The 15,235-nt window shown below is 43.2% G+C and carries 13 protein-coding genes; 10 read left to right on the plus strand and 3 right to left on the minus strand.

All coding sequences use genetic code 11. From position 1 onward, the window contains the following. Nucleotides 1–21 precede the first annotated feature (21 nt). The 6 genes from V7728_RS08165 (at nucleotide 22) to lpdA (ending at nucleotide 10,433) form a co-directional block, all read left to right on the plus strand. Nucleotides 22–3,873 (plus strand): alpha/beta fold hydrolase, encoded by a 3,852-nt coding sequence (locus tag V7728_RS08165; protein WP_082997961.1) that lies wholly within the window; start codon nucleotides 22–24, stop codon nucleotides 3,871–3,873. A gap of 32 nt (nucleotides 3,874–3,905) precedes the next feature. Beyond that, nucleotides 3,906–4,997: a serine hydrolase domain-containing protein gene (locus V7728_RS08170; RefSeq protein WP_082997962.1), complete on the plus strand. Its 1,092-nt coding sequence runs from the start codon at nucleotides 3,906–3,908 to the stop codon at nucleotides 4,995–4,997. Between the two features lie 470 nt (nucleotides 4,998–5,467). After that, on the plus strand, nucleotides 5,468–6,583 hold the full coding sequence (gene pdhA, locus V7728_RS08175) for a pyruvate dehydrogenase (acetyl-transferring) E1 component subunit alpha (protein ID WP_007611171.1): 1,116 nt from the start codon (nucleotides 5,468–5,470) through the stop codon (nucleotides 6,581–6,583). Nucleotides 6,584–6,586: 3 nt separating this feature from the next. Next, nucleotides 6,587–7,564, plus strand: coding sequence for a pyruvate dehydrogenase complex E1 component subunit beta (gene pdhB, locus V7728_RS08180; protein WP_003154528.1), 978 nt, complete (start codon nucleotides 6,587–6,589; stop codon nucleotides 7,562–7,564). 123 nt (nucleotides 7,565–7,687) lie between these two features. Beyond that, nucleotides 7,688–9,016: a pyruvate dehydrogenase complex dihydrolipoyllysine-residue acetyltransferase gene (pdhC, locus tag V7728_RS08185; protein WP_015417397.1), complete on the plus strand. Its 1,329-nt coding sequence runs from the start codon at nucleotides 7,688–7,690 to the stop codon at nucleotides 9,014–9,016. Nucleotides 9,017–9,020: 4 nt separating this feature from the next. Then, nucleotides 9,021–10,433, plus strand: coding sequence for a dihydrolipoyl dehydrogenase (gene lpdA / locus V7728_RS08190; protein ID WP_007409663.1), 1,413 nt, complete (start codon nucleotides 9,021–9,023; stop codon nucleotides 10,431–10,433). Between the two features lie 47 nt (nucleotides 10,434–10,480). Here lpdA and V7728_RS08195 read toward each other — a convergent pair whose 3' ends face one another. Continuing rightward, nucleotides 10,481–10,855: a hypothetical protein gene (locus tag V7728_RS08195; RefSeq protein ID WP_007409664.1), complete on the minus strand. Its 375-nt coding sequence runs from the start codon at nucleotides 10,853–10,855 to the stop codon at nucleotides 10,481–10,483. 248 nt (nucleotides 10,856–11,103) lie between these two features. Here V7728_RS08195 and V7728_RS08200 point away from each other — a divergent pair, with 248 nt between their 5' ends. Both V7728_RS08200 and V7728_RS08205 read left to right on the plus strand, forming a co-directional pair. Beyond that, nucleotides 11,104–11,904, plus strand: coding sequence for a polysaccharide deacetylase family protein (locus tag V7728_RS08200; protein ID WP_082997963.1), 801 nt, complete (start codon nucleotides 11,104–11,106; stop codon nucleotides 11,902–11,904). Nucleotides 11,905–12,017: 113 nt separating this feature from the next. Beyond that, nucleotides 12,018–12,137, plus strand: a complete 120-nt coding sequence (locus V7728_RS08205; RefSeq protein ID WP_003154518.1) for a GapA-binding peptide SR1P — start codon at nucleotides 12,018–12,020, stop codon at nucleotides 12,135–12,137. 47 nt (nucleotides 12,138–12,184) lie between these two features. On the opposite strand, the gene V7728_RS08210 is transcribed toward V7728_RS08205, so the two are convergent. Beyond that, entirely contained in the window at nucleotides 12,185–13,657 is a 1,473-nt protein-coding gene (locus V7728_RS08210) for an aminotransferase class I/II-fold pyridoxal phosphate-dependent enzyme (RefSeq protein WP_015239787.1), read from the minus strand. Between the two features lie 179 nt (nucleotides 13,658–13,836). Here V7728_RS08210 and V7728_RS08215 point away from each other — a divergent pair, with 179 nt between their 5' ends. After that, nucleotides 13,837–14,103 carry a UPF0223 family protein gene (locus tag V7728_RS08215; RefSeq protein WP_007409667.1) on the plus strand — a complete coding sequence of 89 codons (267 nt, stop codon included), beginning with the start codon at nucleotides 13,837–13,839 and terminating at the stop codon, nucleotides 14,101–14,103. 34 nt (nucleotides 14,104–14,137) lie between these two features. Here V7728_RS08215 and V7728_RS08220 read toward each other — a convergent pair whose 3' ends face one another. Continuing rightward, nucleotides 14,138–14,770: a DUF1054 domain-containing protein gene (locus V7728_RS08220; protein WP_007409668.1), complete on the minus strand. Its 633-nt coding sequence runs from the start codon at nucleotides 14,768–14,770 to the stop codon at nucleotides 14,138–14,140. Between the two features lie 236 nt (nucleotides 14,771–15,006). Here V7728_RS08220 and V7728_RS08225 point away from each other — a divergent pair, with 236 nt between their 5' ends. After that, on the plus strand, nucleotides 15,007–15,195 hold the full coding sequence (locus tag V7728_RS08225) for a hypothetical protein (protein ID WP_007409669.1): 189 nt from the start codon (nucleotides 15,007–15,009) through the stop codon (nucleotides 15,193–15,195). Nucleotides 15,196–15,235: the final 40 nt, after the last annotated feature.

The raw sequence follows: 15,235 nt of genomic DNA on the forward strand, positions 1-15,235 counted from the left end.
GAAGAAAGGTTGTCGAGTTGCATGAGGTTCAGCGTATTAGTCAAACATGACGATTATATTGTTTCAGACCATGTCCTTCATCAAGTGCGTACGATACCCGGCGTAACGTATCTGGATTTAATAACACGATTTTTAGCTGAGAAAGGGATATCCCCCCGAAGTTTTGAAATCAAACATGTTTTATTCCGTGAACCTGTTGCGACGTCAGTCCATTTTGATAAAAAAGTCACCTTCCAGTTTACGGAACAAGAAAACGGCTGGCTTGTTGAAACAACAAGCAGGAAATGGGTCGCTGAAAAGGCGGAAGGTGAAGCGTCAGTCAACTTGCAGGCGGAAATCATAAGAAAAAATGCGATAAACGAAAAGACAATTTCAATCGAAGAATTAAAGAAAGGGGCCGTCCGGACTTCGGATGCTGAATCCGCCTATCGTAATTTGCGCAGAGGCGGCCTGATTCATAAAGATTTTATGAAATTGGAAGGTACGGTATATGAAGGTGAAAATTATATTCTGGGAGAGGTCGGTTTAAGCGGACTTTCAAAAGAATATACAGATGACTTTTACATGCATCCCGCATTTTTGGATGGGTCTCTCAGCTTGTTGGGAATCCTTACATCAGACTTGCCGGATGAAGGAACAAATGCGTTTATCCCAATATATATTGAGACATTCCGGGCACTGCATAAAACAACTGGGTCTTGTTTTGTGTATATTAATAAAACCAGTATAACGCAGCCGCCTTCTAAAGACATTTTATATGCGGACATAGAAGTATACAGGCCTGATGGAGAGCTTGCTTTTTATTATGAGCGATTCGGTGTGAAAAGAGTCAGAAATGAAAAATCAATACAAAGGCTGGAGCATTCCCAAAAAGCTAAAGAAGTCGGCAGCGTAGCGAACAATAAAGAAATGATCAGAAATAATTTGATCCAAGAGATAGCCGGCATGATTGAAAAACCTGCTGAAACAGTGAAGAATGATATTTCCTTTTACGAGATGGGCTTGGATTCTAAACAATTATTAGACTTATCCAAAAAATTAGAACTGATGTTAGGTTCAAAGCTGTACCCGACTTTATTATTTGATTACTCCACAATCGGTGAATTGACGGAATTTCTGCAGGAGAAATACGGAGCTGACATTACAGACTCTATCTCTGATACAGTTCAGCACCAAGACAGTCATAAAACATTAACAGATGAGCTGTCATCCATTATTGGAGAGGTTACAAACACACCGCCAAATAAAGCGGACAAACACCAATCTTTTTACGAACTGGGTCTTGACTCAAAACAGCTGCTGCATATATCGAAAATGCTCGAGGAAAGATTGGATACACAATTGTATCCGACATTGCTTTTTGATTATAACAATATTCATGATTTAGCGGCTTATTTAGAAGAAAAATATGATGTGCGTAATACGCCGGCCGCAGCTTTTAAAGAAAAAACGCAAACGAAAGAGCCGTCTGAAAAGCCGGTGTTTGATTCCTTGTATTTACAAAAAGAATGGATAGAATCGCCATTAAAGTCCGGAGAAGTACCTAAGGAAAATACATTGATTTTCGATTTCGGCAGTTCATTGAGTGATGAAATCCGAAAGTACATCGGCAGTGAAAATGTTATTTATGCGGAAGCCGCCGCTGAATATGAAATAGTAAATGAAAAGCATTATAAATTTAATCCGGAGCAGTCTGCTCATTACTCCAGACTGTTAGAAGATATGAAAAAGTCCGGAGCATTTCCGGCGTCAATCATTCATTACCTGTCAAAAAAAGCTTATACTGAGGCAGCGTTAGATTTGACTCACAGCTTTTATTCAATCCTTTATTTAAGCAAAGCGTTGATTCGTCAAAAAACAAAAGAAAACATCAACATTTTGTACGTACATGACAAGGGTCAATATACAAATCCGGTTTACGCCGCGATTGGAGGCTTTTTTAAAACGCTGAATGCGGAGCAGCCGAATATAAAGTGTAAAACGGTTGAGATTTCTTCAAGACAAACCATTGAAAAAGCACCTTTGCTTCTCAATGAATTAAGTGCCGGACATCATCAGGCTGTGAAATATGACGGCGATCAAAAAAGGCGGGTGACAGCATACAAAGACGCTTCGCCGCAAACAGGACAAAAGGCCGCAAAGTTTGCAAAAAACGGGGTGTATCTCATCATCGGAGGATTAAGCGGCATCGGCTGGATTATTTCAGCGTTTCTTTATGCAAATCACGGAGCCAGCGTTATCATTGCCGGGCGATCGAAAATGACAGCAGACATGGAAGAAAAATTAGACAGCATCCGATATGACGGGGCAAGCATTTCTTATATCCAGGCTGACATGTCAGATAAGCAGCAGGTCATCAAGTTAGCGGAAAAAATTCGTGCTGATTTTTCCGAAATCAACGGGGTCATTTACAGTGCAGGCGTGTTAAAAGACTCTCTCATTATGAATAAAACAGACGCGGAAGCTCAAGCGGTGCTGCAATCAAAGGTCAATGGTGTGATTCATTTGGATGAAGCGCTCAGAGATATGCCTTTAGACTTTTTTGTTTTGTTTTCTTCCATCTCCTCAGAAATCGGAAGTCTGGGTCAAGCCGATTACGCTTACGCCAATCGTTTTCTGGAGCATTTTGCCGAGTGGAGGGAATGTATGAGAAAGGCGGGGGGAAGATCAGGAAAAACCATCGCTGTAAATTGGCCTTTCTGGAAAGACGGAGGCATGTCAGTTGATCCCGGCATTCAAGATATTATGAAAAGGGAGTACGGACTTCACCCATTAGAAAATACTGCCGGAATCAAAGCTTTTGAACACTCGCTTCTCGGCCGAGGCCACCAGCTGATCGTGTTATACGGAGAAAAAGAAAAAATACAAAACGATTTCAAGCCGTTATCCGCCCGTTCAGCACCGCCTCTGGTAAGAGATTCAGCGATTGCAGCCGATTTTGATGCTTCGTCAGTCGTTACGGAAGAAGCCGAGAGTCCTTTCCGAATACTCGGCACGGCTTCCAATCGTCATCTCGACGATTATTTGCATTATTGGAGCAGACTGAAGAAAGGAGCCCTTCAGCACAATCAAAGCGATGCCGCAAAAAAACTCATCGCTTTTTACCAGACAGAAGAAACGGAAACCGTTCATTTTCTGGCAAACACAGAAAATGCCCGGCATATGGAAATATTGATGAGCGGTAAGGGTGAAACAATTTTACTGATTTGCGGTTTTGCTACCACTGCTTACATGTGGAAAGAACAAATGAAGGAGTGGGCAGATCAATTTAATGTAATTGTCATACACACACCGGGTTACGGGCTGAGTGAGGGGAGCGCCGATTTTACACTGAGCGGGCTGGCTCAGACTTTTATCGAAGTGCTGAACGAGATAGGGGTTGCTTGGCCGATCCACATTGCGGCAGCTTCTTGGGGAGGCATGATAGGGCAGAGGATAGCCTATGAATACCCTGAAAAAGTAAAAACGCTCATTCTTTCCGGAAGTTACACCGCATACGAAGAAGACCCTGAAAGCAGTGTCGAGGAAAAACTGAAAAATGATTTTATAGCTATAGGAAAGTCGCATGAATATGAAAGTTTATACAGTAATCAATTCTTAAATGCTTCTATTGAACGTTTTATGAAGATACATCAACAAGAAGGCTATTCTACGATCGGCTTTTTAAAAGACATTCATACAAGAACGCTTATCCTTACGGGTGAGAAGGAAAGCGTAGTTGATCAGAAAGAAACAAAAAGGCTGCAGAAACTGCTGAGCAATGCAGAATTAAAGAAAATTAAGGGAGCGGGGCATCTTCCGAACATCACACATCCGGAAGAATTTAATAAAGCGGTGTCAGAATTCATCAAGAAATCAGTAAGTAAGGGATGAAAACGATACATACAGTACAGGGGGAGAAAACAATGAAACAAACATTAAGCAATCCGGCATTTGATATGAAACAAATTAACGCTCTTAACGGCCATTATCAGACGATGATAGACAATGGAGATCTGCAATGTGCGAGTTATATGATGTCAAGAGGAGGTGAGGTTTTTGCAGCTGAGTCGTTAGGGGAATTTACCGGCGGACAAAAAGAAAAGCAAACATTTCAGCTTGATACAATCAGAGAAATCGGTTCTTTGACAAAAGTGTTTACCGCTGTAGCCGTCATGCAGCTCGTCGAAAAAGGTTTGCTCGATCTGAAAATGCCGGTCAAGCTCATTTTGCCAGCGTTTGATAAACCGGGTTTCGGAGAAATTAAAATTTTGCACCTTTTGACTCATACGGCGGGATTAAGTTTTGAGCTGGATATTCAAAAGGCTGAAGGCATTGACTTAACGAATGAGGAAGAATGGATAAACTATCTGGTTCGTACGCCTTTGGAGTACGGAGTGGATGAAGCATGGAACTATTCCAGAACCGGCTTTGTTATACTTGGCATCATTATTTCAAAAGTAACAGGCGTATCCTACGAACAGTATGTAACAAAGCATATTATTGAAGCGCTCGGATTAGAAAGAACGTATTTTTATGTGCCTGATGCTTTAAAAGAAGAAGTTTGTGTGATCAATGAGCACGAGTGCGTACAGCTGGAAAAAAGTCATCACCCGTATTTTCCGAATAAAGCGACAAGCGGTCTGTACTCTTCATTGCGAGATATTTGGAAGTTAGCTGAAATGTTTAGAAATAAAGGCAGATTGAAAGATAAGAAGCTGCTTGGAAGAAAAACAGTCGAAGCGATGCTGAGAAATCAAATAAAGCCCGGTCTTCCTTTTTACTTCTTCGGAGCGCCCAGAGAGGAAGGCGGCTTTGGTTTAGGCATTAATTTGTGGCCGGCCGGTGACCATTATTTCATGACAGAAGGCACCTTCTCACATCTTGGAATGGGGTGGTGCGGCATGTTTTCTGATCCAGCCGAAGATTTTACGTATGTATTTTTCACTCCGATTTCCGAGTTTCATCCTCATGCCGTGCTGACGCCGCTGAATATCGTGTGGGCGGGTATTGAATAATTAGACAAAAGCATCGTCCCGTCTGTTCGGCAGGCGGGACGATTGCTAACTGCCCGTTTTTATCCCGCGGCATCTTTTCAAAGCCCGCCCCTAAGTTAAATAACTTAATTTACACTTTGTAATTTTTTTTAATTATAGTACAGTAGAGCATTTTTATAATACAGTTTAAAGTCTTTTATAGTACAGTTTGGCGCAATATGATCTTAAGTTTTATAAGCGGTTTCAAAATGAGGTTATAAATGATTGACGGCTTTGTTTAATTACTGTAAACTATGGTTGTTGATCATATTGTACTAATAAAAAATCTTTTTTTATTAGTACAGTTTAAACGTCATTATCTTTGCTTAAGCGCTATGTGAATTTCTGAATGATTAATTTTAGAATTGCAGAGCATGATAAGACTGTTTTTAATACGGATGGCTAAACGGTATCCTAACCCTGTTAAATCAAAAGAAGAGGTGGTTTAAAAAATGGCTGCAAAGACAAAAACTTCAATTGTTGATAGCAAAAAACAATTTGATGCTATTCATAAGCAGTTTGAAACGTTCCAAATTTTAAATGCTGAAGGAGAAGTCGTAAATAAAGACGCAATGCCTGATCTTTCAGATGATCAGTTAAAGGAATTAATGAGAAGAATGGTGTATATCCGCATTTTAGACCAGCGTTCAATTTCTCTTTCCCGTCAAGGACGTTTAGGTTTCTATGCACCGACAGCGGGCCAGGAAGCTTCTCAAATTGCATCACACTTCGCGCTTGAACAGGACGATTTTATCCTTCCGGGTTATCGTGACGTTCCTCAGCTGATTTGGCACGGTCTTCCTTTACACCAGGCATTCCTGTTCTCAAGAGGCCATTTTAAAGGTAATCAGATGCCTGAGGGAGTAAATGCTTTATCACCTCAAATTATTATTGGTGCTCAAATTATCCAAACCGCAGGTGTAGCTTTAGGTCTTAAAAAGCGCGGTAAAAAAGCGGTAGCTATTACTTACACTGGTGACGGCGGAGCTTCTCAAGGTGACTTCTATGAAGGAATGAACTTTGCCGGAGCATTTAAAGCGCCAGCGATCTTCGTTGTTCAGAATAACCGCTATGCGATTTCAACTCCTGTAGAAAAGCAATCATCCGCACAGACAATTGCCCAAAAAGCAGTTGCCGTCGGTATTACAGGTGTTCAAGTAGACGGAATGGATGCACTTGCCGTTTACGCTGCAACCGCAGAAGCACGCCAGCGCGCAATTAACGGTGAAGGTCCGACTCTGATTGAAACTCTTACATTCCGTTACGGACCTCATACAATGTCCGGTGACGATCCGACTAAATATCGTACGAAAGAAATAGAAAATGAATGGGAGCAAAAAGACCCGCTCGTACGTTTCCGCAAGTTCTTGGAAAACAAAGGACTATGGTCTGAAGAAGAAGAGAACAAAGTGATTGAACAGGCCAAAGAAGAAATCAAACAAGCTATCAAAAAGGCTGACGGCGAATCAAAACCGAAAGTAACAGAGCTGATTGAGAATATGTTTGAAGAGCCGACGTTCAACTTGAAAGAACAACTTGAAATTTACAAAGCGAAGGAGTCGAAGTAAGCCATGGCGCAAATGACAATGATTCAAGCGATCACTGATGCGTTACGCACAGAACTGAAAAACAATGAAAACGTTCTGCTTTTCGGGGAAGATGTAGGCGTTGCCGGAGGCGTATTCCGTGCAACTGAAGGCCTTCAAAAAGAATTCGGTGAGGACCGCGTATTTGACACGCCGCTTGCTGAATCCGGTATCGGCGGTCTCGCTCTCGGTTTAGGCCTGCAAGATTACCGTCCTGTTATGGAAATCCAATTCTTCGGATTCGTATATGAAGTAATGGATTCAATCTCAGGACAAATGGCTCGTCTCCGCTACCGTTCCGGCGGACGCTGGACTTCTCCGGTGACAATCCGTTCTCCATTCGGCGGAGGGGTTCATACACCTGAACTTCACGCTGACAGTTTGGAAGGCCTTATCGCTCAGCAGCCGGGTATTAAAGTTGTTATCCCTTCCACTCCTTACGATGCAAAAGGACTGCTGATTGCCTCTATCAGAGACAATGATCCGGTTGTTTTCTTAGAGCATATGAAACTTTACCGTTCTTTCCGTCAGGAAGTTCCTGAGGAGGAATACACAATTGAGCTAGGCAAAGCTGATGTGAAACGCGAAGGTACTGACCTTTCTATCATCACATACGGCGCGATGGTTCATGAGTCGCTTAAGGCTGCTGAAGAGCTTGAAAAAGAAGGCGTTTCTGCTGAAGTTATCGACCTTCGCACTGTAAGTCCGCTTGATATTGATACGATTATTGCTTCTGTTGAAAAAACAGGCCGCGCAATTGTCGTGCAAGAAGCTCAAAAACAAGCCGGCATCGCTGCCAACGTTGTAGCTGAAATCAATGACCGCGCGATTCTGAGCCTGGAAGCTCCGGTTCTGCGTGTTGCGGCGCCTGATACAGTATTTCCTTTCTCGCTTGCTGAGAGCGTATGGCTTCCAAACCATAAAGACGTTCTTGAAACTGCGAAAAAAGTTCTTGAATTTTAATCAGGCATCATAAAAGACGGTAAAGAGAGTCCTTTTCTCTTATATGAAGGAGTCTGTTTACTAGGTTCAATGCTTGCGAATGCATAACTAAAATTTGCTTAATCAACTAGGAGGTCGAAAACTGTGGCATTTGAATTTAAACTTCCGGATATCGGGGAAGGTATCCACGAAGGCGAAATCGTAAAATGGTTTGTTAAGCCGAACGACGAGGTAGAAGAAGACGATGTTCTGGCTGAAGTGCAAAATGATAAAGCAGTGGTAGAAATTCCTTCACCTGTTAAAGGAAAAGTATTAGAATTAAAAGTTGAAGAGGGAACAGTTGCAACTGTTGGACAAACGATTATTACGTTTGACGCACCTGGTTACGAAGATCTTCAATTTAAAGGAAGCCATGATTCAGGAGAGGCGAAAACTGAGGCTCAAGTTCAGTCGTCTGCTGAAGCAGGGCAGGATATCTCTAAAGAAGAGACTCCTAAAGAGCCTGCAAAAGAAACCGGTGCAGGACAGCAGGACCAAGTGGAAGCTGATCCGAACAAACGCGTGATCGCCATGCCTTCCGTACGCAAATATGCCCGTGAAAAAGGCGTGGATATCCGTAAAGTAACAGGTTCAGGCAATAACGGACGTGTTGTAAAAGAAGATATCGACAGCTTTGCAAATGGAGGAGCGGCTCAAGAAGCGGCACCGCAAGAAACAGCTGCACCTCAGGAAACAGCTAAACCTGCAGCGGCTCAGGCTCCTGAAGGCGAATTCCCTGAAACACGCGAAAAAATGAGCGGTATCCGTAAAGCGATCGCGAAAGCAATGGTGAACTCTAAGCATACTGCACCGCACGTAACTCTTATGGATGAAGTTGACGTAACAAATCTTGTTGCTCACCGCAAACAGTTCAAACAAGTTGCTGCTGATCAAGGCATCAAGCTGACTTATCTGCCTTACGTCGTCAAAGCATTAACATCCGCTTTGAAAAAATTCCCTGTTTTAAACACATCTATTGATGATAAAACAGATGAAGTGATCCAAAAACATTACTTCAACATCGGAATTGCAGCGGATACCGAAAAAGGCCTGCTTGTGCCGGTAGTGAAAAATGCCGACCGTAAAGCCGTTTTCGAAATCTCTGATGAAATCAACAGCCTTGCTACAAAAGCGCGTGAAGGCAAGCTTGCACCTGCGGAAATGAAAGGCGCTTCTTGCACGATCACAAATATCGGTTCTGCCGGAGGCCAATGGTTCACACCGGTTATCAACCATCCAGAGGTTGCGATTCTCGGTATCGGCCGTATTGCTGAAAAAGCAATCGTCCGTGACGGTGAAATTGTAGCTGCTCCTGTCTTAGCTCTTTCTCTCAGCTTTGACCACCGTATGATTGACGGAGCAACTGCACAAAATGCGTTAAACCACATCAAGCGTTTACTGAACGATCCACAACTTATTTTAATGGAGGCGTAATGTTATGGTAGTAGGAGATTTCCCTATTGAAACAGATACTCTTGTGATTGGTGCGGGACCCGGCGGCTATGTAGCTGCCATCCGCGCTGCTCAGCTTGGACAAAAAGTAACAGTCGTTGAAAAAGCAACTCTTGGAGGCGTTTGTCTGAACGTCGGCTGTATTCCTTCAAAAGCGCTCATCAATGCAGGCCATCGTTACGAGAATGCAAAACATTCAGATGACATGGGGATCACTGCTGAGAACGTAACGGTTGACTTTACAAAAGTCCAAGAATGGAAAGCTTCTGTTGTAAATAAGCTTACCGGCGGTGTTGCAGGTCTTTTAAAAGGAAATAAAGTGGACGTTATAAAAGGGGAAGCTTATTTCGTAGACAGCAACTCTGTCCGTGTAATGGATGAGAACTCTGCGCAAACATACACATTTAAAAACGCAATCATTGCTACCGGTTCTCGCCCTATCGAATTGCCAAACTTCAAATATAGCGAACGCGTTCTGAACTCTACAGGCGCACTTGCGCTTAAAGAAATTCCGAAAAAGCTCGTTGTTATCGGCGGCGGATATATCGGTACTGAGCTTGGAACAGCGTATGCGAACTTCGGAACTGAATTGGTTATTTTAGAAGGCGGAGATGAAATTCTTCCTGGCTTCGAAAAACAAATGAGTTCTCTCGTTACCCGCAGACTGAAGAAAAAAGGCAACGTTGAAATCCATACAAGCGCCATGGCTAAAGGCGTTGAGGAAAGACCTGACGGCGTAACAGTTACATTCGAAGTAAAAGGCGAAGAAAAAACGGTTGATGCTGATTACGTATTAATCACTGTCGGACGCCGTCCGAACACTGATGAGCTCGGCCTTGAGCAAGTCGGTATCGAAATGACTGACCGCGGTGTCATTAAAACAGACAAGCAGTGCCGCACAAACGTACCGAACATTTACGCAATCGGTGACATCATTGACGGACCTCCATTGGCTCACAAAGCGTCTTACGAAGGTAAAATCGCTGCCGAAGCTATTTCAGGAGAGCCGGCTGAAATCGATTACCTCGGTATTCCGGCGGTTGTATTCTCTGAGCCTGAACTGGCTTCTGTCGGTTACACTGAAGCACAGGCGAAAGAAGAAGGCATTGAAGTCGTTGCAGCTAAGTTCCCGTTTGCAGCAAACGGACGTGCGCTGTCTCTTAACGAAACTGACGGCTTCATGAAGCTGATCACTCGTAAAGAAGACGGTCTTGTAATCGGTGCGCAAATTGCCGGCGCAAGCGCTTCTGACATGATTTCTGAATTGAGCCTGGCGATCGAAGGCGGAATGACTGCTGAAGATATCGCAATGACAATTCACGCTCACCCGACATTGGGCGAAATCACTATGGAAGCTGCCGAAGTAGCAATCGGAAGCCCGATCCATATCGTAAAATAATAATGCAACAAAGAAACAGCCCCCGTTTGTAAAAGCGGGGGCTGTTTTTATTGTGCAAGCACATGCTGCATAGGTTTGATGATATCCTCTTTTTTCTTTACGGATCCCTCAATCTTCATGACCACATGCCGATGATTGATCACCATCAGCGCAGGGAACGTGTTGATTTCCTCTTCCCATCCCTTTCTGTTGTCATAAACCTTCATTTGATCGACATGATGGGGATATTTCTTTTCTAAATCAAGAATCGCATCGTAATAAGGCACTTCTTTATCTATATGATTTTCATCGGAAAAAAACAAGATTTGAGTGTGATGAATGCTGTCGATCCGGTTTTTTGTGAATGGACTGACAGTAGAAACCGAACAGCTTGACAGAACGAACAGCATCAAAAAAAAGGGAATCACCGTACGGTAGCGCATCTATCTTACTCCTCTGTTTTATATAATATATGGGTTCATCCATTTATAAGGACTATATCAAGTGTATCACGAGAGGTGAAAAACCTAAGGCTTGTTACTGAATTGTTATATAATTGAAACCGTTTTTAATGAAGAAATAATACGTGTGACAACTTGCGCAGCCGATGTGTAAAAAAGGCACATTGTTTTTCGTGAGAGCGCTGTTTTTTCGTTATACTGGGAGCAAAACCATATCAGGAGGGATTGTCATGTATAAAGCCGCTGCAGCCGTCATATGTATGTGCTTACTCGCCGGCTGCCAATCAAATGAAAAGATGCAAACAAACAAACCCCATTCTCAAGCCGCGGCCAATCATGCCAAACGGGAAAACCACCATACAAAAGAGGAAAAACAGAAAAAACAGAAGGCGGAGCCCCGTTACTATATCAATCCGAATAGCTTTTCTGTGGAAAAAATGGATGAACAGAAAGAGAAAAAACCGATCGCATTGGTAACGATCGATGACGCGCCTGATCAGCATGCCGCTGAGATTGCGGACAAACTGCACGATCTCAATGCGTCAGCGATCTTTTTTGTAAACGGACATTTTTTGAAAAAAGATGAAAATAAGAAAGCGCTTAAGCATATTCATGAGTTAGGTTTTATGATCGGTAATCATACAATGACTCATCAAAACTTAAAAGATCTTTCCGAACAAAAACAACGGGAAGAAATCATCGGCGTCAATAAAGCGGTTGAAAAGATAATAGGAGAGAAACCCGCATTTTTCAGGGCGCCTTTCGGAAGCAATACGGACTACAGTGACAGACTTATAAAAAAAGAAGGTATGGTGAAAATGAACTGGACCTTCGGGTATGATTGGGATCAGAAATATCAATCCAAAAAAGCGCTTACCGATATCACACTGAACAGTCCTTATCTGCGGGACGGGGCCAACATATTGATGCATGACCGGAAATGGACGGCGGAAGCCATGCCGGACATTGTAAAAGGATTGCGTCATAAAGGATATACTGTGATTGACCCTCGAGCTATAAAAAGACCGTAAAAAATAAATGTGTTATACAATTTATCAGTTGACATATTAAATGTGACATAATAATATAATAACAACAAGTGAAAATTAAGCGTTTTCAAATTCTGAGAAATGGGGAATGACAGATGGGTACAATTGTTTGCCAAGACTGTAACGAAGCGATTCATTACTTTGAGGATGAGAAGGTCACGACGTTATACGGAACATGCTGCGGACAATGCCAGTGTCATCTTGAAGAAGAGTAAAAAGCGTAAAAAGGCCCGAAACGATTTCGTTTCGGGCATCTTTATGTTTATTGGATGGCTTTTTGCTCTTTGATGACTCTGATCATTTCAAGCGTTGCATCTTCGGGACCCTGCACAGGAAGGCCGGCGTCCAAGTTTTTAAAAATGTAGCTGATATTTTCTTCAGTAATGATCTCACCCGGAATAAAGATCGGAATTCCCGGCGGGTACACCATGACAAACTCTGCGATGATCCGTCCCGCGGATTCTTTTAACGGAATGACTTCCGTATTTGCGTAAAACGCGTCTCTTGGCGTCATCGCTAACAGAGGAATTTCAGGAAGCAGAACTTCGGTTTGCTGATGAGCATAGTCATTGTCGGAAGCCTGCTTTGAAATGTCTGTAAGCGCGCTTACAAGACGGTCGGCATCTCCCGCTCTGTCGCCGGGGGTGAAAATACATAAAATATTATACAAATCGGACAGCTCGACTTCGATATTATATGATTCGCGGAGCCATTTTTCAACGTCATGACCCGTCAGTCCGAGGTTTTTGACCGAAATGATTAATTTAGTCGGATCATAACTGAATGCAGCTTTAGACCCTGTGATTTCTTCGCCGACACAGCGGATGCCTTCAATTTGATTGAGGCGTTCCCGTGTCTGATCCGCCAGCAGAATCGTATCTTCAAGAAGATCGCGGCCTTCTGTAGCGAGGCGTTTTCTTGCGACATCAAGTGAAGCGAGAAGCAGATAGGATGTTGACGTTGTCGTCAGCATGCTTAAAATCGACTGTACTCTTTCTTTGGAAACAAGACCTTCTCTCACATTTAAAATGGAGCTCTGCGTCAGGGAGCCTCCCAATTTGTGCACGCTTGTGGCTGCCATATCAGCGCCCGCCTGCATGGCGGACAGAGGAAGCTTATCATGAAAATGAATATGCACGCCGTGCGCTTCATCGACAAGCACAGGCACATCGAAAGAATGCGCGAGCTTTACAATGCTGCTCAAGTCAGCTGCCACACCGAAGTACGTCGGATTTATGACAAGCAGGCCTTTTGCGTCAGGGTGCTCCGTCAAAGCCCGCTCGGCGGACTCAAGCGTAATGCCGTGAGAAATTCCGAGCTCATCGTCAATTTCCGGGTGAATAAAAATCGGCACCGCTCCGGAAAATACAATGGCCGACATAATGGATTTATGAACGTTTCTAGGGATGATGATTTTATCTCCGGGTCCGCATACGGCCATGACCATCGTCATAATGGCGCCGCTCGTCCCTTGTACGGAAAAGAAGGTATGGTCTGCGCCGAATGCTTCCGCGGCCAGATCCTGGGCTTCTTTAATGATGCCCTTTGGCGCATGTAAATCATCCAGGGGTTCGATATTAATTAAATCTATGCTTAACGCGTTTTCTCCGATAAATTGTCTGAATTCCGGATCCATTCCCGCGCCTTTTTTATGGCCCGGAATGTGGAATTGGACAGGCTGTCTGTCCGCGTGCTTTTTCAGTCCGCTGTACAGGGGTGTTTCATGTTGCGGCAATTGTTTTCCCACCTTTATCATAATACCTACGGATTAGTTTGTATTACATTCAGTTTTATTACCCGTTTTTTAAACGTAAAACAAATGAATTATATTATGAACTTGAAAGAAAGTAAAGAACAATTTATGATCTATGGAAGATGCTTATTTTGAGCATGATTATAAAGGAGTGAAGACATTTGGAATATCAATATCCGATGAATGAGGACTGGACGACAGAGGAGGCCGTGGATGTCATTGCTTTTTTTCAGCAGGTGGAAAACGCCTATGAAAAAGGAGCTGACCGAGACAGACTTCTGAATGCGTACCGCCGCTTTAAAGAAATCGTTCCCGGGAAAGCGGAAGAAAAGAAAATCTGCAGCCAATTTGAAGCTGACAGCACCTATTCCCCGTATCGGACTGTGAAACAGGCGAAACAATCAGATCAAGCGATTATCAAAATGTAGACAAAGCGAGCCGGCAATCGGCCCGCTTTTTATGTTATGAGACTTTCTGAGTCAGTGTGTATAAAAAGGAAAGCTTCCTAAAAGCATCTTCAATGGTTTGCAGGAATTCATTGTTGTTCATGTTGATCACGTCTTCTTTTTGCAGCTGAATGCCGCACAAAAGCTCTGCTTTTTTCACTGTCTGCAGACGTTCAAATAATGTTTTCAGCTGCTCCTGATCCATGTCGGACTGCTTGTACGCCCCTGGCTTCGTATGATCCGGCGACCATACAAAATGACCGGGAATCTGTTTTGTGATGTCCTCCTGCTTCGCTTCCAGCAATCTGCCGTATTCCTCTTTTATCGGAGATTCATAAATGATGGCAAACCATACAAACATATGGGTGTCCCATAAACCGATCTGAAAGTGAGGGAGTTTCTTATACCCGCGTTTGCTGTTGGCAAAGGCAACCCAGCTGTCAGCCGGCGGGTTGACAGATCTTCTCGCGTGCTTGGCGACATGCGGGAACATTTCATCGCCCGTCAATGCTGACAATGTCGGTGCGAAATGCTCTCCTAACAAGGTCAGCTTCGGGCGGACTTGTTCTTTTAACACCTCCATGCGCGGATCTAAACCTTCTATTGTAAATGTATCGAAGTCTTCTTTTGTAAAACGCATCTGAGTCATCTTTTTCCTCCTTATCGTAAGTATTCATATTTTACCACAGCCGCCGCCGGCCGCAAAAACATTGAGAACGTTTGAGCCGAGAGGATTGGTGGTAAAAAACGAATAGGTAAACACACAATTTTAAGAATGTTGTTACAGCCGAATATAAGTTTCCATACGATATAAGAAGTATCATTAATAAATTGGAAAAATGGGATGCTTTTTTAACAAATGATCTCTGGAAGGGGCGAAAGACAATGAGGCAAGTGGTGAAGGAAGGATTCAGGGAGGAAAAAAATAACCGTGTAGCTGTCTGGAGACTAGAGGTTGATTATGAATTGGCAACCCTGTATGAGGCCATGCAAAAAGAGAATGCAGATCAAATCGATCTCAGCAAAAGAAAACTGGAACGTCTCAGAAAAGAATGGATTCGGCTTAACGGATAAAGAATAGTAAAAACGAACCGCAGGAAATGGTTCGTTTTTA

Origin of the sequence: Bacillus sp. JHAA, from assembly GCF_036961585.1 — a bacterium.
Classification (GTDB): Bacteria; Bacillota; Bacilli; order Bacillales; family Bacillaceae; genus Bacillus; species Bacillus velezensis.

Excerpts from the sequence above, each read along its gene's own strand:
- lpdA (WP_007409663.1), top strand. The coding sequence starts at position 9,021 with ATGGTAGTAGGAGATTTCCCTATTGAAACAGATACTCTTGTGATTGGT.
- V7728_RS08225 (WP_007409669.1), top strand. The coding sequence starts at position 15,007 with ATGAGGCAAGTGGTGAAGGAAGGATTCAGGGAGGAAAAAAATAACCGT.
- V7728_RS08220 (WP_007409668.1), bottom strand. The coding sequence starts at position 14,770 with ATGACTCAGATGCGTTTTACAAAAGAAGACTTCGATACATTTACAATA.
- V7728_RS08205 (WP_003154518.1), top strand. The coding sequence starts at position 12,018 with ATGGGTACAATTGTTTGCCAAGACTGTAACGAAGCGATTCATTACTTT.
- pdhA (WP_007611171.1), top strand. The coding sequence starts at position 5,468 with ATGGCTGCAAAGACAAAAACTTCAATTGTTGATAGCAAAAAACAATTT.
- pdhB (WP_003154528.1), top strand. The coding sequence starts at position 6,587 with ATGGCGCAAATGACAATGATTCAAGCGATCACTGATGCGTTACGCACA.
- V7728_RS08165 (WP_082997961.1), top strand. The coding sequence starts at position 22 with ATGAGGTTCAGCGTATTAGTCAAACATGACGATTATATTGTTTCAGAC.
- V7728_RS08200 (WP_082997963.1), top strand. The coding sequence starts at position 11,104 with ATGTATAAAGCCGCTGCAGCCGTCATATGTATGTGCTTACTCGCCGGC.
- V7728_RS08195 (WP_007409664.1), bottom strand. The coding sequence starts at position 10,855 with ATGCGCTACCGTACGGTGATTCCCTTTTTTTTGATGCTGTTCGTTCTG.
- V7728_RS08170 (WP_082997962.1), top strand. The coding sequence starts at position 3,906 with ATGAAACAAACATTAAGCAATCCGGCATTTGATATGAAACAAATTAAC.